16 protein-coding genes and 1 pseudogene are annotated in these 22931 nt (G+C 71.2%); 2 read left to right on the forward strand and 15 right to left on the reverse strand.

The window, feature by feature from the left end:
- Positions 1-58: 58 nt before the first annotated feature.
- Genes ABTW95_RS06180 through ABTW95_RS06210 form a run of 7 tightly spaced genes read right to left on the reverse strand, consistent with a single transcriptional unit; the run spans position 59 to position 11356 of the window.
- Positions 59-5476: a non-ribosomal peptide synthetase/MFS transporter gene (locus tag ABTW95_RS06180; protein WP_500225132.1), complete on the reverse strand. Its 5418-nt coding sequence runs from the start codon at positions 5474-5476 to the stop codon at positions 59-61.
- Positions 5473-6615: a 2-oxo acid dehydrogenase subunit E2 gene (locus ABTW95_RS06185; protein WP_500225134.1), complete on the reverse strand. Its 1143-nt coding sequence runs from the start codon at positions 6613-6615 to the stop codon at positions 5473-5475. The genes ABTW95_RS06180 and ABTW95_RS06185 overlap by 4 nt, the downstream gene beginning before the upstream one ends.
- On the reverse strand, positions 6608-7603 hold the full coding sequence (locus ABTW95_RS06190) for an alpha-ketoacid dehydrogenase subunit beta (protein WP_500225136.1): 996 nt from the start codon (positions 7601-7603) through the stop codon (positions 6608-6610). The genes ABTW95_RS06185 and ABTW95_RS06190 overlap by 8 nt, the downstream gene beginning before the upstream one ends.
- Complete coding sequence (locus ABTW95_RS06195; RefSeq protein ID WP_500225139.1) at positions 7603-8514, reverse strand: thiamine pyrophosphate-dependent dehydrogenase E1 component subunit alpha; 912 nt, start codon at positions 8512-8514, stop codon at positions 7603-7605. Before ABTW95_RS06195 ends, ABTW95_RS06190 begins: the two co-directional genes overlap by 1 nt.
- A gap of 3 nt (positions 8515-8517) precedes the next feature.
- Entirely contained in the window at positions 8518-9771 is a 1254-nt protein-coding gene (locus tag ABTW95_RS06200; protein WP_500225141.1) for a glycosyltransferase family 4 protein, read from the reverse strand.
- Positions 9768-11045 carry a glycosyltransferase gene (locus ABTW95_RS06205; protein WP_500225142.1) on the reverse strand — a complete coding sequence of 426 codons (1278 nt, stop codon included), beginning with the start codon at positions 11043-11045 and terminating at the stop codon, positions 9768-9770. Before ABTW95_RS06205 ends, ABTW95_RS06200 begins: the two co-directional genes overlap by 4 nt.
- An 11-nt stretch (positions 11046-11056) precedes the next feature.
- A complete protein-coding gene (locus tag ABTW95_RS06210) occupies positions 11057-11356 on the reverse strand; it encodes a phosphopantetheine-binding protein (RefSeq protein ID WP_500225144.1) in 300 nt (99 codons plus the stop codon).
- Between the two features lie 624 nt (positions 11357-11980).
- Between ABTW95_RS06210 and ABTW95_RS06215 the strand changes: the two genes are divergently transcribed.
- Positions 11981-13792: a glycoside hydrolase family 15 protein gene (locus ABTW95_RS06215; protein ID WP_500225146.1), complete on the forward strand. Its 1812-nt coding sequence runs from the start codon at positions 11981-11983 to the stop codon at positions 13790-13792.
- Entirely contained in the window at positions 13789-14277 is a 489-nt protein-coding gene (locus ABTW95_RS06220) for a hypothetical protein (RefSeq protein WP_500225149.1), read from the forward strand. Before ABTW95_RS06215 ends, ABTW95_RS06220 begins: the two co-directional genes overlap by 4 nt.
- A 28-nt stretch (positions 14278-14305) precedes the next feature.
- Here the strand turns inward: ABTW95_RS06220 and ABTW95_RS06225 are convergent, their stop codons facing one another.
- From ABTW95_RS06225 to ABTW95_RS06260, 8 genes and pseudogenes are all read right to left on the reverse strand, one after another.
- The gene (locus ABTW95_RS06225; protein ID WP_396449626.1) at positions 14306-15142 is read right to left on the reverse strand and encodes an SAM-dependent methyltransferase; all 837 of its coding nucleotides are present in this window, start codon (positions 15140-15142) and stop codon (positions 14306-14308) included.
- A 112-nt stretch (positions 15143-15254) separates the two neighbouring features.
- Positions 15255-15734, reverse strand: a complete 480-nt coding sequence (locus tag ABTW95_RS06230) for a MerR family transcriptional regulator (RefSeq protein WP_396449625.1) — start codon at positions 15732-15734, stop codon at positions 15255-15257.
- A gap of 10 nt (positions 15735-15744) precedes the next feature.
- A complete protein-coding gene (locus ABTW95_RS06235; protein ID WP_396449624.1) occupies positions 15745-16605 on the reverse strand; it encodes an SDR family NAD(P)-dependent oxidoreductase in 861 nt (286 codons plus the stop codon).
- Positions 16606-16761: 156 nt separating this feature from the next.
- A complete protein-coding gene (locus ABTW95_RS06240; protein ID WP_396449623.1) occupies positions 16762-17718 on the reverse strand; it encodes a LysR substrate-binding domain-containing protein in 957 nt (318 codons plus the stop codon).
- 301 nt (positions 17719-18019) lie between these two features.
- Complete coding sequence (locus ABTW95_RS06245) at positions 18020-19219, reverse strand: NAD(P)/FAD-dependent oxidoreductase (protein ID WP_500225156.1); 1200 nt, start codon at positions 19217-19219, stop codon at positions 18020-18022.
- 86 nt (positions 19220-19305) lie between these two features.
- Positions 19306-20681 (reverse strand): annotated as a pseudogene (locus tag ABTW95_RS06250) (MFS transporter).
- A gap of 577 nt (positions 20682-21258) precedes the next feature.
- Positions 21259-21849 (reverse strand): TetR/AcrR family transcriptional regulator, encoded by a 591-nt coding sequence (locus ABTW95_RS06255; RefSeq protein WP_396449619.1) that lies wholly within the window; start codon positions 21847-21849, stop codon positions 21259-21261.
- A gap of 385 nt (positions 21850-22234) precedes the next feature.
- Positions 22235-22804 (reverse strand): dihydrofolate reductase family protein, encoded by a 570-nt coding sequence (locus ABTW95_RS06260; RefSeq protein ID WP_396453164.1) that lies wholly within the window; start codon positions 22802-22804, stop codon positions 22235-22237.
- Between the last annotated feature and the right edge of the window lie 127 nt (positions 22805-22931).

Below are 22931 nucleotides of genomic sequence, written 5' to 3' on the forward strand. Positions count from 1 at the left end.
CATGGCCGGCGCGCCCCGCGGTCTCGCCTGAACCCGGGCATCCCCGCCCGGACGGAGGTCAGGACGTGGTTCGGCTCTGTATGGTGCGGAGGCCGACCAGGTCGTCGGGTTCGGCGTCGGGTGTGTCGCGGTCGAAGTGGGCGAGCAGGGGATGGCGCAGCGCGGCGGCCGTCCAAAGGGCCATGCCCAGGCCGCACAGGACATAGAGCAGGCCGATGCCGCGGCCCTCTCCGGTGCCCAGCAGCCCGCCGACCGTGCCGGCCAGCGGGCCGTCGGGTTCGAGCAGCGGGTTGAAGAGCGCGGGGGCCAGCGGCGCCACCAGCACCAGTCCCAGGGGCTGGGTGGACATGGCGAGCATCTGGTTCACCGCGATCACGCGGGCGTGGAAGCGGTGCGGGACCTTGGTGTGGATGACGGTCATCCAGATGCCGTCCACCACGGCCATCGTCAGGCACATGCCGAAGACGCCGGCGGCGATGACGGGCAGCGCGGGGCGCAGCCCGGCGACCGTGCAGCAGCCCGCGAACAGCAGCGCGAACAGGAGCATCCCGCGCATGCGGCGCAGCCTGGGGCCGCCCCACAGGGCCATCAGCGCCCCGCCGGCCGTCGCGCCGATGCCGGCGATCATGGCGATCCAGCCCGCGTCCGACAGCGTGCCCGCCGACAGCGCGAGCGGTGAGATCAGCACGAAGACCGCGGCCAGGAAGATGTTGAGAACGAAAAAGTAGACGACCATGGCGCGCAGTCCGGGCCGCCGCCACAGGTAGTGGAAGCCGTACCGGACCTCGGCCGCCAGGCCCTCGCGCGGGCGCCACGGCAGGGTGTCGGGGAAGCGCACGAGCGCCAGCACGCCGACCGCCGCCACATAGCTGACCACGTCGATGGTCAGGATGGCCGACAGGCCGACCGTCGCCATCATCCCCACCGCGACCACCGGGACCAGGAAGCGGGCCACCCCCATGGTGAACTGCACGACGCCGTTGGCGTGCCCCATGTACTGCTTGGGGATCAGTTGCGGCACCGCGGAGCCGTACGCGAGCCGCTGCGCGGTGAGCGCCACCGACAGGACGCAGAGCAGGGCGTACAACGGGATCGCGGGCAGGCCGCCGGTGCTCGCCAGGACGACCAGCAGCACCCCCTGCACGCCGCCCGCCACCAGGCCGGACGCCAGCAGCGCCCGCCGCCTGTCGGTCCTGTCCACCAGGGCGCCCAGCAGCGGCGCGGCCAGCAGGCCCGGCACCAGGGCCACCAGCGCGAAGACGGTGAAGCGCAGCAGCGAGCCCGACTCCAGGTAGGTCCACATCGGGATGGCGTACTCGGTCAGCGCCGTACCGATCATGGAGACCATCTGGCCGGCCGCGACCCCCAGGAACCGCCCCATGCTGGGCCGCACCTCGTCCGGCGTGCCGGAGGAGACCGCCGGTCCGGCGGACGCGGTGTCGTCGACGGCCTGCAGCCACCATGTGGCGTCCGGCCCCCGGCCGGGGGCGGACAGGTCCCGGTGCACCGTGGTCACGATCTCGGCGAGTTCCGCGGCCCGGTACTTCAGGAAGTAGTGCCCGGCCTCGTCGATCACCACGAGCGCGGTGGTGCCGGTGAGGAAGCCCCACTCCCGGTAGCGCTCGCGGTAGAACTCGGTGCCGGGATCCCGCTCCCCCACCACCGAGATGACGGGCGCGGCGAGCGGTGGCACGCCCCGGTCGAGCAGCCCGGTGAAGTACTCCTCGGCCTGCTCGGCGTCCGCGCGCATCGCCCTGACCAGGAACCGGCGCTGCTCGGCGTCGGCCTCGGTCAGATCGGCCCCGATGGCCTGCAGCCAGTTGGCGTAGACGGTGTCGCTGCGCAGGCGCTCGATCCGCAGCGCGCGGAACAGCGGCCCGAGCACCCGCCCGCGGGGCCGGGCGAAGGGGAACACGCCGCCGAGGTACACCGCGTCGATCCGGCGCCCGGCGGCCTCGACGCGGCGGGCGATCTCGATGGCGAGCGCCCCACCGGGACCACAGTGCCCGTAGACGACCAGAGGCCCGCGGATCCGTTCCAGGATCTCCGCCGCGCAGCGCTCCGCGACCTCCTCAAGGGGCCGCGTCTCCTCCTCCACGGCGACGTCGTGGCCCGGCACCGCGACGGAGTAGAGCGCGTGCCCCTCCGGCAGGGCGTCCGCGAGCGGCTGGAAGACCACCGCGTTGGCGCCGCCGTAGGGCACGCACACATACGAGACCTCGGCGGACCCGGTACGGGTCAGCTCGTGCAGGAGCGGCCGTTCCGCGTCGGGTCCGGCGGCGAGCCGCGCGACGCCCCGCACGGTCGGCTTGTCGAACAGCTCCACCACGCTGACCGGGCGGGCGCCCGGGGGCAGCGCGCGCCGCAGCCGCGCGACCACCTGCGTGGCCAGCAGGGAATGGCCGCCGAGGTCGAAGAAGTCGTCCAGCGCCCCGATCCGCTCAATGCCCAGCACATCGGCCCACACCTGGGCGACGACGCGCTCGATCGGCCCCTCCGGTTGGACGAAGGCCGTCACCTGGTCGGATCGGTCGTCCACCGGGTCGGGCAGCCGCTTGCGGTCGACCTTGCCGTGCGCCTGCAGCGGGAAGCGCTCCAGCCACACGAACCGGCTCGGCACCATGTAGTCGGGCAGCCGCCCGGCCAGCCGGGCCCGCAGGTCGCCGGCCGGGAGGCGGGCCGTGCCCTCCAGGTAGGCGATCAGCCGGTCGTTCCGGACCGTCGCCACCGCCTGCACCACGCCCGGGCAGGTCGCCAGCGCCGCCTCCACCTCGCCGAGTTCCACCCGGTAGCCGCGGATCTTGACCTGGTGGTCGCGGCGGCCGAGGAACTCCAGGTTCCCGTCCGGCAGGTACCGGCCGAGGTCGCCGGTGCGGTACAGCCGGTCGCCGGGGGCGCCGAACGGGTCGGCGACGAACCGTTCCGCGGTGAGCTCGGGCCGGCCCAGGTAGCAGCGGGCCAGCCGGTCGCCGCCCAGGAAGATCTCGCCGGTCACGCCGGGCGGCACCGGGTGCAGGTCCTCGTCCAGCACGTACGCCCGCGCGCCGGGCAGCGGGCCGCCGATCGGGGCGAGCGTGCCCGCGGGGCCGTCCGCGGTCACCCGCCAGGTGGTGAGGCCCACCGTGGCCTCGGTGGGCCCGTAGTGGTTGAACACCTCGCATCTGCCGTATCCGGCCAGCTCGCGCAGCCAGGCGGTACGCGACGCCTCGCCGCCGACGATGAGCGCCCGGCGCGGCAGCAGCGCTTCGGCGCCGACCTCGTCGGCGAGCGCGGCGAGGTGCGACGGCGTCATCTTCAGGTAGTCGATGCCGGCCTCGGCCATGGCGGCGGCCAGCTCGGCGCCCGAGGACCGCTTGGGGATCATGTGCAGTCGGCCGCCGGTGGCCAGCGCAAGGTAGAAGGTGGTGATGCCGAAGTCGAACGTCAGCGACTGGAGCAGCCCGAACGCCGACCCGGGCCGGATGCCGAACCGCTGCCGCACGCCCTCCAGGTAGTTGACGATCTGCCGGTGCTGCACCGCGACGCCCTTGGGCGTCCCGGTCGACCCGGAGGTGTAGATGACGTACGCCAGGTCGTCCGGCCCGGCGCCGTCGTCCAGCGGCTTCTCGGGGAGGTCCTCCACGGGGAGGCCGTCTTCGCCGATGAGGACGATCCGGGCGCCGCAGCCGGTGAGCCCGGGAGCCAGTCCGGGCGTCGTGATGACCACGGGCGCGCCCGCGTCGGACAGCATGTACTCCAGCCGGGACGGCGGCAGCTCCGGATCGAGCGGCAGGTACGGCGCACCCGCCTTCAGCACGCCGAACACCGCGATCGCGGTCTGCACGCTCTGATCGAGGCACACGCCGATCGGGACGTCCCGCCCGGCGCCGAGCCCGCGCAGCCGCCGGGCCAGCCGGGTGGCGCCCCGGTCGAGCTCCGCGTAGCTCAGCGTCCGCTCGCCGAAGGCGACCGCCGGGGCGTCCGGGGTGTCGCGCACGTGCGGTTCGATGATCCGGTGCAGCCCGGTCCACGGCGGGCGGACGGCGCCGGTCGCGTTCCATTCCCGGACGACCCGGTCGTGTTCCCCGGGGCCGAGCAGCTCATGGTCGCCCAGCCGGGCCAGCGGCGCCGCCTCGATCGAGCGCAGCAGCGTCTCGAACCGCGCGGCCAGGTCCTCCACGGCCTCCGCGGCGAACCGGTCACCGCGGAAGCGGAAGCACAGCTCGAACTCGCCCGGCAGCTCCCGGACGATCAGCGCCAGGTCGAAGGCCGCCTCGTCGAGCGGCCGTCCCCAGCGTTCCACCGCCGGCCCGCGCCAATCCGGATGCTCGGCGTGCGCCTGCTGGTGGATGACGGCGCTCTGGAACAGGCTTCCCGACCGGCCGCCGCGGCCGGCGGACAGCCCGGAGACCAGCTCGTCGAACGGCAGCTCGTGCTGCAGGGCGCCGCCGAGCGTCGCCCGCACCCGGGCCACCGCCTCCCGGAAGGTCAGCTCGCGGCCGAGCCCGGTGCGCAGCGGCAGCAGGTTGATGAAGCAGCCGATCAGCGGCTCCAGTTCGGTGCGCCCGCGGCCGCCGGTGACCGAGCCGACCGTGACGTCCCGCTCGCCGGTGAGCCGCATCAGCAGGACCTTGTACGCGGTGAGGAAGGCCGCGTACGGCGTCGTCCGGGGGCCGCCCGCCGACCGCACCGCCTCGGCCAGCGAGGCCGGGACCGTGGCGACCACCTCCGCCGTGCGCGCCGGGCCGGGCTCACCGGTGCGCAGCTCGGTCGGATCGGCGGACAGCCGGTCCTTCCAGTAGTCCAGGCGGCCGCGCCGGACGTCACCGGTCATGCGCTCCCGCGACCAGGCGGCGTAGTCCGCGTACTGGACGGGCAGCGGCGGCAGGTCGAGCGGCGTGCCGTCCCGGTGGGCCTGGTACGCGGCGGCGATCTCGCCGATGGCGTTGTCCACCGACCAGCCGTCGGCGTTGATGTGGTGCCAGACGAACAGCAGCCGGTGCTCCTCGGGCGCGAGCCGGTAGAGGTGCACGCGGAACAGCGGTGCGCGGGCCAGGTCGAAGCGCTCACCGGCCGCGAGCCGGGCGAGGTCGCGGGCGCGGTCCTCGCGCGCGGCCGCGGGCAGGTGGCTCAAGTCCACCAGTTCGACCGGCGGCTCGATCTCGGGCGCGATGCGCTGGTACGGCTCGCCCTCGACGTCCACGATGGCGGTCCGGAGGATCTCGTGCCGCCGCACGAGGTCGCCGACCGCGGCGCGCAGAGCGTCCGGATCAAAGGCGCCGCGCAGGCTCAGCCCGGCCGTGACGTTCGCGACGCCGTCCGGGTCGACCTGGGCGGCCAGCCACATCCGGCGCTGCTCGAACGAGCAGGGCAGCATGCCGCCGTCGCGCGGCCGCGGCCTGATGCCCGCGCTCTCGGCGGCGCGGCGCTGGGCCAGCAGCCGTGCGAGCGCGGCCTGGCGTTCGGGCGACAGGCCCGAGACGTCGGTGGTCGTCACGCCGACGCTCCTTCCAGCGCGGTCCGCAGCGCGTGCAGGAATTCGAGGGCGTCCCGGCCGTTCACCAACCGGTGGTCGTAGGCCAGGCCCAGCGTCACGGCCGTCCGCGCGGCGACCTCGCCGTCATCGGTCAGCACGAGTTCCTGATGGGGCGCGCACAGCGACAGCGCGCAGGCGTGGCCGGGATGCACGATCGGTATGGCGAGCAGCGCGTCCGTGTCGGTGTTCAGTGCGATGACGATGTTGCCGCCGGCGAGGTCCTCTTCGGTGAAGGACCCGCGCAGCGCGGTCATCCGGAACCGCATGGTGGTCTCGGCGATCTCCCGGAGCGTGCGCCTGGCCGCGTCCCGGACGACCGGCACGTACAGCCCCTTGCCGACGTCGACGGTGACGCCGATGTCCGGCCGCTCCGAGAGCCGCACGTCCCGGCCGTCCACCGGCTCGGCGAAGAACATCGGGAACGTCGCGTGCAGCCCGGCCACCGCCTGGACGACCAGCTCCGGCAGCCCGACCAGTGCGCGCAGCTCCCGGGTGAGCGCCTTGCCGCGGGCCAGCGCAGGCCCGGCGTTCACCTTGATCGCGGTGAACGCGGCGGGAATGGTCTGCCGAGAACGTTCCACCGTGGCCGCGACCGCCCGCTGCACCGCGGGCAGCGGCCGGAGCGCCGGCGTCCCGCCGCCGATCAGCTTCTCCACGTCCGCGCGCCGGACCAGTGCGAGCCCCAGGGCCCGCACCCGCTCCGGCTCGATGGCATGCTCGTCGATCAGCGCCCGCGCGGGCGCCGTGATCACGGGACCCGTCCCGTCGGCGTCCACGGCGGCCGCGGTCTTCGCGACGGGCTCCGCAGCCGGCTCCGGGGCCGGCTCCGGGGCCGGCTCCGAGGCGGGCTCCGGCTCCGGCTCCGCGGTGGAGTCGCCGATGCGGGCGACGAGTTGGCCGGGGGCGCAGGTCGCGCCCTCCGGAAGCAGGCGGCGCAGCTCGCCGGAGGTCTCGCAGGCGAGTTCCTCGGCGGCCTTGGAGGTCTCGACGACCAGCAGCGGGGCGCCCTCGTGCACCACCGCGCCGTCCTCGGCGAGCCATTCGACCAGGACGTATTCGGTGTCGTTGTTGTTGAGCTTCGGCACGCGGATCTCAGGCACGTACGGCCTCCTGTACGGCGCGGCGGATGTCGCCGTCCTGGACCAGCACGTCGCGTTCCAGGTGGGCGGCGGTCGGGATGACGCTGTCGGCGGAGGCGACCAGGCGGACCGGTCGCCGCAGGCGGCCCCACAGGTGCTCGTGCAGCCGGTGCGCGACCTCGGCGCCCCAGCCGGCGCCGGGCGGCCCGTCCTCGGCGACCACCACCGCGGTGGTCCGGCCCGGCAGGGCGGCTGCCAGGGCGTCGTCCAGCGGATGGAGACGGCGGGGGACCAGCAGCACGCAGCTGACCTCCTCTTCGAGCAGCAGCGCCCGCATCGCGTCGAGCGCCCGGTGGGCGAGTCCGCCGGGCGCGATGAGCACGCAGTCGCAGGTCTCCGGATCGTCCGCGTAGACCCTGGCCACGTCGCCGAGCACGTCGTAGCGGAACAGGCCGTCCACCGCGCCGCCGGTGAAGACCCGCCGGGTGTAGAGGACCTTGTCCTCGAAGAGCAGGCACGGCTCGCCCAGCGCGAGCATCGTGTCGAACAGGCCGCGGTGGTCGTCGAACGGCGACACCTCGAACACCGACAGGCCCGGGATCCCGATGAAATGCTTCTGCAGGCTCTGGCTGTGGGTGGGCCCGTACCCCCGGTGGCCGCCGGTCGGGCAGCGGATCACCAGCGACAGGCCGAGCCGCCGCCCGTACATCGTGACCGACTTGGCGGCGAAGTTGAGGATCTGGTCGAAGGCGAGCGCCGCGAAGTCGGAGAACATGATCTCCACGATCGGCTTGTCTCCGGTCAGCGCCAGCCCGCCGGCGACCCCGACGACGCCGCCCTCGCTGATCGGGGTGGCCAGCACCCTGCCCGGGAACCTGCTGGACAGCCCTTTTGTGATTTTGAAGGCGCCGCCGTACGGGTCCAGCACGTCCTCGCCCAGCAGGTGGACGCGGGGATCGTCGAGGAGCACCCCGTGCAGGGCCGCGTTCAGACTCTCCGCGACACGCATCACCGCTCCCACACCGACGGCGGGCGGCCGAGGACCTCGTCGGCGACGAGGTCCACGAACCGGCGGGCCTCGTCGTCCAGCCGGCGGAAGCCGTCGGCCGCCGCGTACCGCGCGTACCAGTCCCGGGCCTCCAGACGCCGGACCTCCTCGGCCGGGCGGGTGTCGTCGCCCTTGCTGTGCGGGCCCAGCCGCCGGGTCTCGAACTCCAGCACCAGCGGCCCGGCGCCGTGCCTGGTCTCCTCGACGAGCGGGCCGACCTCGGCGCGAATTCGCACCACATCGTCCGCGGCCGTCCGGTGGTGGCGGGCACCGAACGCCGCCGCCCGAGCGCCGATCGTGCCCGCCATCTGACGACCGGTCGGGGTGGACTGGGCGATCCCGTTGTGCTCGGTCACCACCACCAGGGGCAGCCGCCACAGGCAGGCCATGTTGAGCGCCTCGTAGACGGCGCCCTCACCCCACGTCCCGTCCCCGATGTAGGCCAGGGCGAGCGCTTCCGGCTCGGCCCGGTCCAGGTGCAGCGCCACGCCCACGGCGACCGGCAGGCTCTGCCCCTGGACGCCGCTGGACAGGTAGCGGTCCCGCAGGATGTGCTGGCTGTCGCCCACCCCGGAGCAGACGGCGCCCTCCCGGCCCATGATCTCCGCGAGCAGGCCGTACGGGTCCCGGTACCGGGCGAGGTAGTGACCGTGGCCGCGGTGGTTGCTGAAGACGTGGTCGGCCTCGCCGAGCAGCGGGGCCAGGGCCACCGGGATGTACTCCTGGCCGATGCACGTGTGCGTGGTGCCGTGCAGCAGCCCGCGGCCGTACAGTTCCAGGAGCTTGCGTTCGAAGTGCCTGATGAGCAGCAGCAGGCCGAGATCGTCGTCGAGGAGTTCCGCGGGGACGGGAGCCAGCAGTTCCGGTGCCATGGATCAGCGCTCTTTCGTCAGTAACCGGGCCAGGGCGGCGAGGCGGTGCCCGTCGGCGGGGAGTCCGGCATGCCGGACCGGGGGTTCCGGGGCTGCGGGGGTCAGCCGGCGCAGATAGGTCTCCAGGGCGCCGCTGTCCAGCGACGAGACGAAGGCGGTCGCGGCCGTGCGGGACTGTTCCGCGATGGTGGAGTGGTGGGCGGGGTCGTCCAGCGCGCGCACCGCGGCGAGCCAGGGCGCCGGGTCCTGGGCGAGGACGGCGGGCTCCGGGCGCTCCTGGCCTTGGCGCGCCGCGTAGCCGCCGATGGGCCGGACCGGGAGCAGGTAGGGGACCCCGAGCTTGGCCTCGGCCAGGCCGCCCACGTCCGCGGCGAGCACCGGGATGCCGCGCAGCATGGCCTCCACGGCGGTGTACCCGAACGTCTCGTCCCACAGCGAGGGCATGACGACCATCCGGGCGTGCGCCAGGACCTCGTCGATGTCGTCGCGGGCCTCCAGGATCCGGACGTTGGGCCGCCGGGAGAGCTCCGCCCGGTCCCGTTCGGTGGTGCCCCAGGTGGGGACGGCGGCGAACGGACGCTCGGGCAGCGCGTCCGCCAGCGCGAGGAAGATCGCGATGCCCTTGTAGCCGGACGGGTTGACCATGGTGATCGCGTCGCCGCGGTGGCGCGGGTACGGGCCCGGGCCGTAGACGTGCGGGCGGATCAGGGTCGCCGGGATTCCCGCCTCGGCCATCAGGCAGCGACGCGCCGCCTCACTCACCGCGACGACCCCGGCCGCCCTGCGGAGCAGCCGGGTGCCCGCCTCACTGGGGTAGAAGGCCCGCGCCCCGAACGGCAGTTGCTGCAGGGTGTGCGCGAGGTAGACGACCCGGCCGGGGGTGGCGTGCTCGGCGGTCCCCAGCATCAGCAGTCCCGGATCGTCGGACGGCACCAGCGTCCAGTCCGGGCGCACCGACGCGGCGACCTGGCGCACCCGCGCCGCCAGCCGCGACGGCTCGACCACGAAGTGCGCCCGTACGCCGGCGACCTCCGCGACGACCGCCTCGTCCGTCACGGCCTCGGGCCTCACACCGCGGTCGGCCAGCCGGACCAGCAGCTCGCCGACGGTGCAACGGCGCAGCTGCCCGCTGAGCGGCGCCACCACGTGGCAGTCGTGGCCCCGCGCCGCCAGCTCCTCCATCATGATCCGGTTGGACTTGTTGGCGCCGCCGTGCGTGCGGTGGAAGAACATGTTCTGGGCCAGGAGCACTCTCATCGGCGCCCCTCCATCCGCCGTAGCAGTTCCCTGCGCTGGACCGGCGGCAACCGCCGCAACCGCTCCCTCAGCGGCTCGGCCGCCCCGGGCTCGGGGAGTGGCGCTCCCCGGGGGTCGCGGCCGCGCTCCAGCAGCGTTTCGATCTCCCCGGCGGCCGCCTCCGCGCCATCGCCGGGAACCGCCTGGATCGGGGGTTCCTGGGACGGAGCGACCGAAAGCAGAGGCGCGATCTCGTCCGGAGTCCAGGCGCCCTGCGGGAGCCAGCGGGCCAGCCCGAGCGCGGCGAGGCGCTCGGCGTTGTCCGGGCGGTCGACGCCGTGGGCGAGGATGACCTGCGGTGTCCGGGCCGCCAGCGCCCGGGCGAGGGTACCGATCCCGCCGTGGTGCAGGACGACGCCGACCCTCGGCATCACCTCGCGGAACGGCAGCGCCGGGAACCAGCGCACGCCCTCCGGAAGGGTCTCGGGGACCAGGTCCCGGTGCCGTACGACCAGCAGCGCCGGACGCCCGGCGCGCGCGCAGGCCGCGACCGCGGTCGGGTAGAACTCGGGATGCAGCATCCGTCCGGTGCCACCGGTCACGAGCACGGGCGGTACCGGCCCGGCGAGCAGTTCCTCCGCCCGGGCGGGGATCGGCCGCGGCCGATCGTCCGCGAGCGGGAAACCGGTGAGGCGGACCCGGCCGGGAGAACGCGCACCGGCCCGGTCGAACCACGCGGGCCAGAGCCCCAGCTCAAGATCGGCCGAGTGGAAGTACTCCGCCCAGTCCACGTCCGGCGATAACCCCGCCGCCGCCCGGACCTTCTCCAGTCCCTCCCGCAGCACGGTCGCGTACAGGTGCCGCGCGCCCCGGGCCGCCATGATCTGCACGGGCGAGACCGCCACCCAGGCCGCCGGCGCGCCCAGGCGTTCGGCCGCCATCAGTACCGACACCGCGGAGGTGTGCCGTCCGACGAGCACCGTCCGGCCCGGTGCGTGGCGCTCCGCGATCGCCCGGAACTCCAGCAGCGCCTGCCCGAACAGCCCGTGCCGCTCGTAGAACTCCAGCCATCGGCCCGGCGCCTGCCCGGCGAGCAGGCCCGTGGTGTCGCCCAGCTGGCGCTCGTACTCGGCCGCGGTGTCGATCGGCGCGAAATCCAGTCCCGCGCCGAGAGCGGCGGACGCGTACGGTGCGTGCGTGATGAGCGTGACCTCGTGACCGCGGCCGCGCAGGGTCCGGCCGAGGCGCACGAACGGCAGCACGTCGCCGTCTGAGCCGTGGCTCACGAGGAGCATGCGGGCCACAGTCAGTGTTCCCCGCCGTCGGCGAGCAGCCGGCGCACTTCCTCGTCGGAGAGCTGGTCGAGTTCGTTCAGCAGTCCGTCCAGCTCGGTCTTGTCCACGCCCGCCAGCAGCGCCTCGTCGACGGCCCGGGCCGCGGCGCTCACCGTGAGGTCCTCGGCGAACAGCACCTCCACCGGCAGCTCGACGCCGTACGTCTCCTCAACGCGCGCGATGAACTGCACCAGGGTGAGCGACCGCCCGCCCAGTTCGAAGAAGTCCTCATGGACCGAACCGGGCGGCTTCCCCAGTAGATCGGTCCACATTCGGATGACGGCCGCTTCGGTCGGCGTTATCCCCGTCTTTGACATGCCCGTCTCTGACATACCCGTGACACCCCGCTTTGGCCCCGGCATTTCGCTCGTGGGAGCGCTCCCATGGCGGAGCTTAAGGCATCCGCGTCCAATGCGACAAGATTGAGCATGTTTCCAGCCGGCAGGATTGGAACGATCTATTTCGCCTTCCACCTGCTTATTTGCGGTTTCGATTTTCTTGTGATCCCGAACCGGTGACTCGCGTGGCCGAACCCGTACATTGAATGCCCGGGATCGCCACTGTTTCACCAGCTCAAGCGGCCCTGATCCCGACAAGGGCGGCCGCGTAGGGGGTCCTCCGCTGGGCGCTGGAGATCATCGGCCTGCCTGCGCCCGTGCTTTGCGACCGGACGTGCGCTGAGCGTGGTGTCCGGTCGCGGCACCGTAAGAGCACCGAACGAAACGGCTCCTGGGCGGCGGGCTCAATCCAGCACCTTCTGGGGACGGTGGCGGTAAATACGGGAAGACTTGACGTCACACGGGGAGGAGTCGGAAGCAACGGGCCGTGACCAGGTGAGACGATGGTTCCATGGAAGTCGGCGGCCCTCATGGTGACGCCTCGTACGGTCCGGGCACATGACAGCCTTTCGGAGCGGCGGCTACGCCGGGCTGCGCGACTACGCCGTAGTCGGGGACGGGCGTAGTGCCGCTCTGATCGCCGCCGACGGGTCGGTGGACTGGCTGGGAATGCCGGACCTGGACTCCCCCTCGGTGTTCGCCGCGATCCTGGACCCCGTCCGGGGCGGGCGCTTCCTGCTGGAGCCGGCGGAGCCGTTCACCGTCGCGCGCCGGTACCTGCCGGGCACGAACGTTCTGGAGACCACCTTCACCACCGGCCTGGGCTGTCTGCGGGTCACCGATGCGCTGACCTTGGAGGGCGACGGGACGCTGGGACCGATGCGGGAGCTGCAACGGCGTCTCGACGGCGTGGCCGGGACCGTGCCCGTGCACTGGAGCGTGCAGCCGCGGTTCGGTTACGGTGCTCACCGTCCACGCATCACGAGACGCGCCGGTGTACCGGTGGCGGAGGCGGGCGGGGACGCCCTCGCCGTCTGCGCCTGGGACGCGGGTGAACCGGAGTGCGCCGACCAGGCGATCAATGGCCGCTTTGAAATGAGAGAGGGCCGGCGAGCGCTGCTGGCGATTCCGTTCGCACACCAGGAACCGCTCGTCCTGCCGACCCGTTCAGAATGCGATGCCCGTATGGAGCACACCATCGCGTCCTGGCACAGGTGGTCGGGGGAACGTTCGTACGAAGGCATGTGGCGCGACGCCGTGCTGCGCAGCGCACTGGTGCTCAAGCTCCTGGTCTTCGCGCCCTCGGGAGCGATCGCCGCCGCGGCGACGTCCTCACTGCCGGAGCACATCGGAGGCGAACGCAACTGGGATTACCGCTTCTCCTGGGTCCGCGACTCGGCGTTCACCCTCGACGCGCTATTGCGGCTCGGATGCTCCGCCGAAGCGGATGCCTACTTCTGGTGGCTCATGCACGCCACCCAGCTCACACATCCGCGACTGCGGGTGCTCTACCGGCTGGACGGCGGGCCCGACACGCCGGAGCGGATACTCCCCCTGGACGGGTACCGCGGTTCCAGACCGGTGCGGATCGGCAACGCGGCGGGCGTCCAGGACCAACTGGACACCTACGGTGAGCTGATGCAGGCCGGCTGGCTGCACGCCGGTGCCGCCGGACGGCTGGACGCGGACATAGCCCGGCGCCTGGCCGGGCTGGCCGACTTCGTCTGCGCCGCCTGGCGGTCGCCGGACTCGGGGATCTGGGAGGTTCGCAGCGCTCCCCTGCACTTCACGCAGTCGAAGATCATGTGCTGGGTCGCGCTCGACCGTGCCATCGACCTCTGCGAGCGCGGCCTGATCCCCGACCGCGGCTCGGATCGCTGGCGACTCGCGCGCTCCCAGGTGCGCGATTTCGTCGAGACGCGCTGCTTCTCCCCCCGCCGCCGCTGCTACACGCGCTCCGCCGGCAGTTCGGAACTGGACGCCGCCGTGCTCCTCGGCCTTCTCCACGGTTACTCGCATCCCGGCGATCCCCGCATGCGCGCCACGGTCGACGCGGTGGCACAGGAACTGAGGCACGGTCCGTTCGTCGACAGGTACACCGGCGAGGACGGGGTGAGCGGCACCGAAGGCGCGTTTCTGGCCTGTTCTTTCTGGCTGGCCGAGTGCCTCGCCCGCACCGGGCGCCTCGCCCATGCCGTCGCGCTGATGGACGACCTGATCAGGCTGGCCAACGACGTCGGCCTCTACGCCGAGGAGATCGATCCGGACACCGGCGCCTTCCTGGGGAACCTGCCCCAGGGGCTGAGCCACCTGGCGTTGATCCGCGCCGCGTGCACCATCGACTCGGTAGCGAGGAAGGCAGGCAGGTGAGCGCCGGGGGAACCGCCGCGGGCGCGTTCGTCGGCACACTGGTGCTCACCACCGTTCTGCGCACCGCCAGCGAGTTCCAGCTCACCCGGATGGACCTGCCGTTCCTGCTGGGCACCGCCGTGACCGGCGACCGGGCCCGCGCCAAGGCGATCGGCTACCTCATGCACTTCGTCAACGGGGAGCTGTTCGCGTTCGTCTACTACGCCGTCTTTCTCGCCATCGGCCACGCCGGCTGGTGGCTCGGGGCACTCTTCGGTCTCATGCACGGAATCTTCGCCGGCACCGCGCTGGTGAACGTCCTGCTGCCGTTGGTCCACCCGCGGATGGGCAGCCCTGTGACGAGTGCTCCCAAGACCGCCCTGCTGGAACCTCCGGGCTTCTTGATGCTCAACTACGGGCCCAGCACGCCACTGGTCACCGTCCTCGCCCACGTGGCCTTCGGAGCAATAGTCGGAGGTTTCACTTCGCTCGGCGGCCATGAATGATCCGCGTAGCAGCCCCCTTGTGTGTGCTTCATGCTCCCTTCCGGGCGACCCCGCAGAGGGCGTCCACCTGTGTTGGCGTGCTACCGATGTCGTAGTCGTCCGGCCGCCAGGCGGAGGTGGGGACCACACCTGGTTCCAGGACTTCCAGTCCTTCGAAGTAACGCGCGATCGCTTCCGGGCTGCGCAGGTGGTAGGAACTGGCGGAGTTGGCGTTGTAGGTCTCGATCGCGTGGTTCAGTGCCGGATTGGTGTTCGTGCCATCGCTGAGCGCCAGGTAGCTGCCCTCCGGCAGCGCGTCCAAGAGCCGGCGCACGATCCCCCATGGGTCATCGGAATCGGGGATCTGACCCATGATGCCCAGAAGGGTGAGCGCGACCGGCCGGGTGAAGTCCAAAGTCCTGGCGGCCTTTTCCAGGATCAGGTCGGGGTCGCGCACGTCGGCCTCGATGTAGTCGCAGGCCCCCTCTGGCGTGCTGGTGAGCAGTGCCTGAGCGTGCACCAGGACCAGCGGATCGTTGTCGACATAGACGATCCGGGACTCGGGCGCCACCCGCTGGGCGACCTCGTGAGTGTTGTCCACGGTCGGCAGGCCGGTGCCGATGTCCAGGAACTGCCTGATCGAGGCCGGACCCGCCAGGAACCGCACCGCGCGTGACAGGAAACGGCGCTGCAGCCGCGCCAGCAGCGCGATGTCGGGGAACATGCTCACGATCATCTCGCCGACTTGGCGGTCGGCGGGGTAGTTGTCCTTGCCGCCCAGCAAGAATCCCCAAACCCGCGCCGAGTGCGGGCGGTCGGCCTGGAGCCGAGCGAACAACTCGTCCTTAGGCACGCCTTCGGTATCCCCAGAGGAATGGTCGGTCATTCCTCCAGTCTCACACGGACCGCCACGGCAGGCCGGCACGAGCTTCGGAAACGCATACTCCACCGCAACGGCCTTCCGTCTTCAGTGGGGGTGGCCGCAAGGCTTCGGCCTTCTATGACAGGCGGGAGTCTGGGCCGGCGGCTCCGCCGTACGTGGCGATCTTGTGTTCGGTCGCCACGAGGGAGAGCGTGAGTTCTCGCATCTTGCGGCGGATGATGTCGCGGTGTTCGAGGAGCATGTCGAGGCGCTCGGGGACGGTGTCGTCTCCCGCGTCGACAAGGGCGATGTAGTGCTGGAGGTCGCGCATCGGCATCCCGGAGAGCCGCATCCTGGTGAGGAAGACGAGGCGGCGCACCGTGTGGGCGTCGTAGACGCGATGGCCGTTGGCGTCGCGGTCCACCTCGACCAGGTGCGCGCGCTCGTAGTAGCGCAGCGTGTGCGGCGAGATGCCGAGAAGGTCCGCGACCTCCGCGATCGTCATCGGCTCGGTGACGTCGGCCGCGTCGGTGAGGCGATGGATCGCCTCGACCGGCAGCGGGTCACCGTCGTCGAGCGCCTCGAGTATGCGCGTCACCAGGTCGTCGGTGGCCATGACGACCAGCCTAAACGGGGCGCACCGACGCCTCGACGCCTTCGAAGTCGGCGCTTCTGGCAGTGTCGGCCCACCGCTCGACCTCGGCCAGACCGCGCTGGTACACGCCCGAGATCCGCTCGACCGCCTCACGCCCGAGCGGCAATCGCAGCGGGACCTCGTCGCTGTGGGCGATGGACACGATGATCTCCGCCGCCCGCGCGGGGTCGCCTTCCTGGCGGCCGTCGACCCCGGCCATGTCCGCGCGGATGGGGGCGAGCATGTCGCGGTAGGTCTCGGACGCCGCGGCGAACTCCAGCACGTCGCCGGCGTTGAAATCGGTGCGGAAGCGGCTGGGTTCGACGAGCATCACGCGGATGCCGAACGGCGCGACCTCCCCGGCCAGCGCCTCCGACCAGCCTTCGAGGGCGAACTTCGACGCGGAATACGCCGACACGCCGGGGAAGGACATCCGCCCGCCCTGGCTGCTCATCTGCACGATCGTCCCGGTGCCGCGCTCGCGCATCGCCGGCAGCGCCGCGCGGACGAGCGCGGCGGGGCCGAACAGGTGCAGGTCCATCAGCTCGCGCAGCTGCGCGTCGCCGACCTCCTCGACCGCTCCGACCAGCACCCGGCCCGCGTTGTTGACCAGCACGTCGAGCTGCCCGAAACGGTCGAGGGCGTCACGCACGAGGTCTGCGGCGGCGCCGGTGTCCCGGGCGTCGTGCTTCACGACCAGGAAGGTGTCGGGGTACTCCGCCTCCAGGTCGGTCATGCTCTCCGGGCGGCGCACCGCCGCGACCACACGATCGCCCTTTGCCAGCGCCGATTCCGCCAGTGCGCGTCCGAAACCGCGGGACGCGCCGGTGATGATCCAGGTCTGTGTCGTCATGCCGGTGACGCTAGGGGTTCGAGCGCGCTCGAACGCAAACCGTCCCGCATCGGACGACGCCGCGAACCCGTCGAGCGAGTGGGATCAGCAGACGGCGCCCGGGACGGACTCGCCCGCGACCGAGCCGAAGGCGTCGGGTTCCAGTCACCTCGCGACTCATCGAGAGCCACTAGCGGTCTTCTGTTCCAGATTCTCCCCGGCCGTGATCGCGACAGCGCAGGTGTGCAGGTGCTCCAGCATCAGCCGGGCGGACGGCGTCAGCGGGCGCCGGGCCGGCAGGGTGACGCCGACGGAGCGTCGTACCGACGGCAGCGGCACGGACAGGGGCGCGAGGTCCCGGTCGGTTCGTGCCACCAAGGCCGGCAGGGCGGCGATCATGTCGGTGTCGCGTACGAGCGCGCGCACGGTGAGGATCGAGGTGCACTCGACCCGGTTCTCGGGCAGCCGCAGTCCCTGCCCGCGGAAGACCTCCTCCAGTTCGCGGCGCAGGGAGGTCTGCTCAAGCGGCACCACCCACGGGTACGTCAGCAGATTCGCGAGACTCAGGTCGGGAACGTCATGGGCGGGATGCCCGGCGCGGGCGACAAGCCGGACGGGCTCGCTGTACAGGGTGATCTGGCGGAGCGCGGGCTGGTCCTCGATCACGTTGAGGCGGCCGAGGATCATGTCGATCTCGCCGTCGAGCAGCCGGGGGACCTGGCTGTCGAAGGTGGCCTCCTGCACGATCACGGTGATGCCGGGCCGGCTCGCCTTGAGCGCCGCGATGGCCTTGGGCAGCAGCACGCTCGAGCCGGCCAGCAGGGTGCCGAGCGTGACGGTGCCGGCGTCGCCGTGGGCGAGTCCGTGGATGCGCTCCTCGGCACGCCGCAGCTCGGCGAGAACCGTGCGGGCGTGATCGAGAAAAGCGTCTCCGAACAGCGTCGTATGCACCCCGCGTGGGCCCCGGACGAACAACTCGACGCCGAGGATCTGCTCCAGCTCACGCAACGTGCGAGTGACCGCGGGCTGGGCCAGGTGCAGGTGCTCGGCGGCGCGGAGCACGCTGCCGTGTTCCGCGATCGCCACGACGAGGACGAGGTGCCGGAGTTTGAGGCGTCCGTTCAGCAGGTCCATCGAACGCGACCTCCTATTATTGGATGGTGATAGTTCACGCGGAAACTCGCATTGGCACGTTATAGCCACCCCACTTCATCACACCTGATGTCCGGCATCCGCCGGATCATGTCGGGCGGCGCCCGCATGAGCCACCACATGCTGCCCCCCGGCACAGCCGTGTCCTGGTCCGCGCCGACTCGTCCCGGCCGCCGACTTGCGCGGGCATGGCCAGCGGCCAGGGGGAATGAGCGTCGCGGACCAGGGCACGGTGCTGAAGATCCCTCGCTGAGCCCGGCGAGGGATCTTCAGCGCCGGACCATCAGATCCGGGCGCCGGCGGGACGGACGCCGACCCGGTAGTCGGCGACGCGCAGGATCTCATCAGCGTCGTCGAGCGGTGGGTAGATCCGCTCCCGGTTCGTGGCCATCTTGCGGGCCTTCGCCTTCTCGCCGGTGCTCTCGATCATGCGATCCCAGCCGCTGGTCAGCACCGCACCGGCCGCGCCGAGATCGACGCAGCACGCGTACGGAGCCGGGCTGAACTCGGCGAGGGGCAGCCCGAGCAGGTCGGCGACGGCGTTGTGGCCGGCGTACTTGCCCAACGGTATGGCGTGCTGACACGACTGCAACACCAGGTGGCCCGGATCGGCTTCGGCCGCGGCGGTGTCCCCGGCCGCGAACACCTCGGGCGCCTCGGCGACACGGAGGTGTTCGTCCACCCGCAGCCGATCCAACCGGTCGCGCCAACCCGGGATCTGCGCGGTCAGCGGGCTGGCCTGGACGCCGGCCGTCCACACGACGGTGCCGGCCGCCAACTCCGAGCCGTCGGTGAACCGCACCCTTCCAGGCTCGACCGAGGCGATGCTCTGGCCGAGCCGCACCTCGACACCCAGCCGGTCCAGCGCTTCGGTGATGGCCGGCCGAGGACCGGGGCCGAGGTCGGGACCCACCGTGTCGGCTCGTTCGACCAGCACGACCCGCGGCCGGTCGGCCGGGCCGCTCATCTCGGCCAGCCGGCCGACCATCTCGGTGGCGACCTCCAGCCCGGTGAAGCCGGCGCCGACGACCACGACGGTCCAGCGGCCCGGGCCCGGGGGGCACGTGCGCAGATGCTCTTCGAGGGCGACGGCGGCGTCCACGGTGTCGACGGAGTGCAGGTGCTCGGCACCGGGCAGGGCAGGGCGGCGCAGCCGGCTGCCCGCGGCGAGAATCAGCCGGCGGTACTGCGACTTGATGCTGCGTCCGTCCGCGTCGACGGCGGTCACCGCCCGGTGCACGGTGTCGATCGTGGACACGGTGGCGGCCACGCGGTGCACGCCGATCGGGCTGAGGATCCGGTCGAGCGGCACCCTCATCAGATGCGGGTCGGCCTCGTACAGCCGTGGGCGGATCACCAGATCGTCGCCCGGAGCGACGAGAGTGATCGACAGGTCCACGTCGTTGTCGGTGCGCATCCGGGCGGCGGCCGCGGCGCTCCACACACCGGCGAAACCTCCGCCGATGACAAGAACGTCCTCCACTGGGGGGCTCCCTTCAGTTATCGGATCTTACGTAGGGTGGCCGACACGGTTCATCACGTGTCGGCCACCCACGGAGTGGAAGACCATCAGTGAGCCGGCCGGACGAGAGGCGCCCCATCGGCCCGCGCTTCGGCCGCGCGTCGGCCCCGGTCGACAACGGGTGCGATCCGGAACAGGCCGATCGCGGCGGCGATGCTCACCACGCAGACCACTACGAGGTAGACACTGATCGGGGTGGTGGTACCGTACGCCGCGAAGAGTGCTGTGGAGATCAACGGTGCCGTGCCGCCGAGGAGTGAGCCGAGCCCGAGGATGACACCCATGCCGGAGTACCGCATGGCCGTGGGGAAGACATCGGCCATGATGCTGCCTTGCAGGGCGTGGGAGATCGGCGTGGTCAACGCCATGCAGAGGAAGGCGACCATCGCCGACGTCGTGGTGCCGAGATCGAAGATCGGGAAATACGCTGCGGCCGCGAGCAGCAGGACGAAGCTGCCGAAGAGGAACACCTTCCGCCGCCCGTGCGTGTCGGCGACGCGTGCCCAGACAGGGATGGATGCCAGCCAGAGCAGGCTGCCGACGGTGATACCCAGCAGGAGCGTCTGACGGTCCAGGTCGAAATGCGTCGGGCCGTAGGACAGCGAGAACGCCGTGAAGACGTACGAGCAGCTGGAGGCGGCGGTGACCATGAACACGGTCAGGATGATCGCTAGCCACTGGCCGCGCAGCGCCGCCCATCCCGGTATGGCGATGACCTCTCCGGTCTTGCGAACCGACTCGAAGCTGGGCGACTCAGCGATGCGCAGCCGGATGACGAGGCCGACCACGATCAGCACGGCGCTGAACAGGAAGGGCACTCGCCACACCCATGCGGTGAACGCCTCGGCCGACGACAGGGAGGTGGTGAGGAAGTAGACGAGATTCGCCAGAACCAGGCCCGCGGGGACCCCCATCTGGGGGAACCCTCCGAACAGGTTGCCGCGGTTGCCCGGCGCGTGTTCGACCGAGATCAGGACGGCGCCGCTCGACTCACCGCCGAGGCCGATCCCTGGAGCAGGCGCAGCACCACCAGCAGGATCGGAGACCACAGCCCGATGGCGGCGAACGTGGGAAGGACACCGATCAGTGTGGAGGCCGCTCCCATGGTGAGCAACGAGGTGACAAGCGTCGCCTTCCGCCCGATCCGGTCGCCGAAGTGCCCGAAAAGGAGCCCGCCGAGGGGCCGGGCGAGGAAGCCGACGGCGAAGGTCGCGAAGGCCGCGAGCGTTCCGGACGTCGGGCTGAGGCTGGAGAAGAACTGCTTGTTGAACACGAGCGCTGCCGCGGTACCGTACAGGTAGAAGTCGTACCACTCCAGAGTCGTCCCGATCAGGCTGGCGATCGCGACTCGGTTCGGTCTGGATGTGGGGGTCAGTGATTCGGGTGTGCCAGGCGATCTGATCATGGCGTTTGCCTTTCGCATGGAGACTTGACGTGTACGGCTAGCGGCCGCCCCCCTGAGCGCTGATGTTGTGCTTGGCTGATTGCTAGACAAGTGTTAGACCAGGCGATATACACGTCAAATAGCTTTTTGGCGTTCAGCCATAACGAGACGTTCATGTCGGATCGCATCACACGGGCGCGTCAGTCCTGGGATGGCGCGGTCAGGAGTCGCCCGGTGACGCCGGCGAGCTAGCCGCGGTGGCGGAACTGTGATGCCACCCGGCTGGGGCCGACGGCTCGCGTGACCTGTCGGCCGGCCCGCCGGCACGAGGGCCTTGGTTCGGCCATATGGCCACCGTACTACCGTTCGTCCTGCCGTGGACCTCATCCTTGCAGGTCAAGCGGTATGTTCGTAATCACTGAGAGTTGCACCCCCCAGGATCACCCGCCGCGCACCGCGGCCTCCGGCAGGTTCGCGACCATCGCGTGGGCATCGGACCCGGCGTCGGCGTGCCCGGGCACCTGCCGGCGCCGGAACAGCATGCCCGGCCGGCGGGCCGCATCAGACCGGCCGCCGGCCCCAGGCCGAATGGCTACGGCTCGCGCTATCCCCTCTGTCAGGCGACGAGGTGGCGGGCGAGCTGATGGAGATGCGCACGGAATCTCCGCAGAGTGGCCGGTTCGGTGGGCTCGTGGCGCACCCCGGAGGTATCCACGATGCCCTTCTGGGAGAAGGCCAGGATGGTATAGGCGAATGTGCGCATGACCATTCCGGCGTCCAGATCATCGGCAATTGCCCTGCGAAACAAATTTATGGTCCGGCCGAGTTCGGGACCGCCGAACATGTCGTCCAGCCGGGGGATGTCGCTGGCGTCGGACAGCCAGCGCTGCATCCACAAGGCCCCGAGTTCCGGAGTCTCCATGCACAGATCCAGGTACTCGTCCAGCAGCAGGATCAGGCCGTCCAAGTCTGGGGTGTAGACGGCCTCGATGGCTCGGATGCGGTTGATTCGCCGCCAGTGCGCACGCTGCAGTACCGCCATGTAGATGTCGCGCTTGCCACCGTAACGCTCGGTGACCTCTGCGAGATCGACGCCGGCCGCTTCCGCGATCATCGTGTTGGTCACCGAGTCATAGCCGAGCCTGCCGAACAGCCTCCCGGCCACGGAGAGCAGCAGGTCGTCGCCTGGTTCGTCATTGCGGACCATGATGTCCCCCGGAGATCAGTCCACTTACCTCCCGCCCATGCTATGGGAAACTCCGCAAGTAAAATGCCGGCAAATCCGTCCTCAATTTTATAGAAAGCCGTACCCCAGGCCGGTGGAGTCACGAAAAAGGCAGAATCCGATTAGAACTGTCGTTGGGTTTGCGTTTAAGGAGGTGTGGACCCCCTCGCATGAGGACGAAGCCGCGAGCACACCGCAGGCCGACACGGCACAGAACGTCGAGCACGCCTGACCCTGCCACCGCCCAGTCAGACGGTCCGCGGCCGGATGGTCCGCGGAGTCATCGAAGGGGACGGGCGCGACCCGTTGGCCGCGCCCTTCGCTGCCGAGAACGTCCTACATCGATCTCGGACCTTCAATCCGTAGGTCAGTAACGGACGCGGTAGCGGATGTGGGTGGCCGCGGGGGTGTCGATCACTTCGACGATCTCCAGTTCGACCTCCGCCGGCAGGACGTCGAACAGCCGGCGGCCACCGCCCAGCAGCACCGGGACCAGGTGGACCTGCACCTCGTCCAGCACCTTGGCCTCCAGTGCCTGCTGCGCCGTGTAAGCACCGCCGCGCACCTGCACGTCCCGGTCCCCGGCGGCGGCCTTGGCCTGGGCCATCGCGCTCTCGATCCCGTCGGTCACGTACGTCACCATCGGATAGCCCCAGCGGGCGGCCGGCCCGGGCGGCCGGTGACTGGGCACGAAGATCGGCAGACCGCCGTGATCGCCGCCCCAGTGGTCCATGAGCTCGGCGGTCCGCCGTCCCGCGAGGACCGCACCCGCCGCCTTCCATTCGGCGTTGAACCGCCCGACGGGATCGGACGGGCCGCCGGCGCCGGCGTCGGCCCACTTGTGCAGCCGCTCGCCGTCCTCGCCGCCGAGGAAATCGTCGGGATCGGCGATGTAGCCGTCGAGCGACATCGACATGTCGAGCACTGACACGGCCATGTCAACCTCCAGTGGTGTCGATCCGAACCGGTGAGGCGAAGATCGGCCCGAACCGGAGAGGTCCGGAATGCTCGCCAGCCTGGCGATGGCGGGTGGCAGAGTTGTGACACTCGGGTGAAACTTGCCA

The sequence above is a fragment of the Spirillospora sp. NPDC127506 genome (assembly GCF_040302145.1).
In the GTDB taxonomy this organism is placed as follows: Bacteria; Actinomycetota; Actinomycetes; order Streptosporangiales; family Streptosporangiaceae; genus Spirillospora.

What these genes read in the sequence shown, in the direction of transcription:
- ABTW95_RS06190 (WP_500225136.1), bottom strand. Translation starts at nt 7,603, where the DNA reads ATGCGTGTCGCGGAGAGTCTGAACGCGGCCCTGCACGGGGTGCTCCTC.
- ABTW95_RS06195 (WP_500225139.1), bottom strand. Translation starts at nt 8,514, where the DNA reads ATGGCACCGGAACTGCTGGCTCCCGTCCCCGCGGAACTCCTCGACGAC.
- ABTW95_RS06200 (WP_500225141.1), bottom strand. Translation starts at nt 9,771, where the DNA reads ATGAGAGTGCTCCTGGCCCAGAACATGTTCTTCCACCGCACGCACGGC.
- ABTW95_RS06205 (WP_500225142.1), bottom strand. Translation starts at nt 11,045, where the DNA reads ATGCTCCTCGTGAGCCACGGCTCAGACGGCGACGTGCTGCCGTTCGTG.
- ABTW95_RS06210 (WP_500225144.1), bottom strand. Translation starts at nt 11,356, where the DNA reads ATGTGGACCGATCTACTGGGGAAGCCGCCCGGTTCGGTCCATGAGGAC.
- ABTW95_RS06215 (WP_500225146.1), top strand. Translation starts at nt 11,981, where the DNA reads ATGACAGCCTTTCGGAGCGGCGGCTACGCCGGGCTGCGCGACTACGCC.
- ABTW95_RS06225 (WP_396449626.1), bottom strand. Translation starts at nt 15,142, where the DNA reads ATGACCGACCATTCCTCTGGGGATACCGAAGGCGTGCCTAAGGACGAG.
- ABTW95_RS06230 (WP_396449625.1), bottom strand. Translation starts at nt 15,734, where the DNA reads ATGGCCACCGACGACCTGGTGACGCGCATACTCGAGGCGCTCGACGAC.
- ABTW95_RS06235 (WP_396449624.1), bottom strand. Translation starts at nt 16,605, where the DNA reads ATGACGACACAGACCTGGATCATCACCGGCGCGTCCCGCGGTTTCGGA.
- ABTW95_RS06240 (WP_396449623.1), bottom strand. Translation starts at nt 17,718, where the DNA reads ATGGACCTGCTGAACGGACGCCTCAAACTCCGGCACCTCGTCCTCGTC.
- ABTW95_RS06255 (WP_396449619.1), bottom strand. Translation starts at nt 21,849, where the DNA reads ATGGTCCGCAATGACGAACCAGGCGACGACCTGCTGCTCTCCGTGGCC.
- ABTW95_RS06260 (WP_396453164.1), bottom strand. Translation starts at nt 22,804, where the DNA reads ATGGCCGTGTCAGTGCTCGACATGTCGATGTCGCTCGACGGCTACATC.